The sequence below is a fragment of the Mycobacterium angelicum genome (assembly GCF_002086155.1).
In the GTDB taxonomy this organism is placed as follows: domain Bacteria; phylum Actinomycetota; class Actinomycetes; order Mycobacteriales; family Mycobacteriaceae; genus Mycobacterium; species Mycobacterium angelicum.
Genome location: NZ_MVHE01000484.1, coordinates 1 through 220, shown reverse-complemented (window position 1 = coordinate 220; position 220 = coordinate 1). Strand labels below are relative to the sequence as shown.

Annotated in this window: 1 pseudogene; it reads right to left on the bottom strand. The window is 65.0% G+C overall.

The window, feature by feature from the left end:
- Positions 1 to 220, bottom strand: a pseudogene (locus tag BST12_RS30365) (amino acid permease); the annotation flags it as partial.

Sequence of the window (220 nt, the reverse complement as noted above, 5' to 3'; positions counted from 1 at the left end):
CCACGGACGATCCCATGATCGCGAAGGTGGGGACTCCACGCCGGTTGACTTTGACCAGCTGGGCCGGCGCCTCCTGCCGGGCGGCGAGCACGAACAGCATCCGCGACGCGGTATACAGGCCCGAGTTCAAGCAGGACAGCACCGCGGTAAGCACGACGGCATTCATGATCTGATCAGCACCCCCAATACCCATGTGCCGCAGCGCGGCAACGTACGGGGA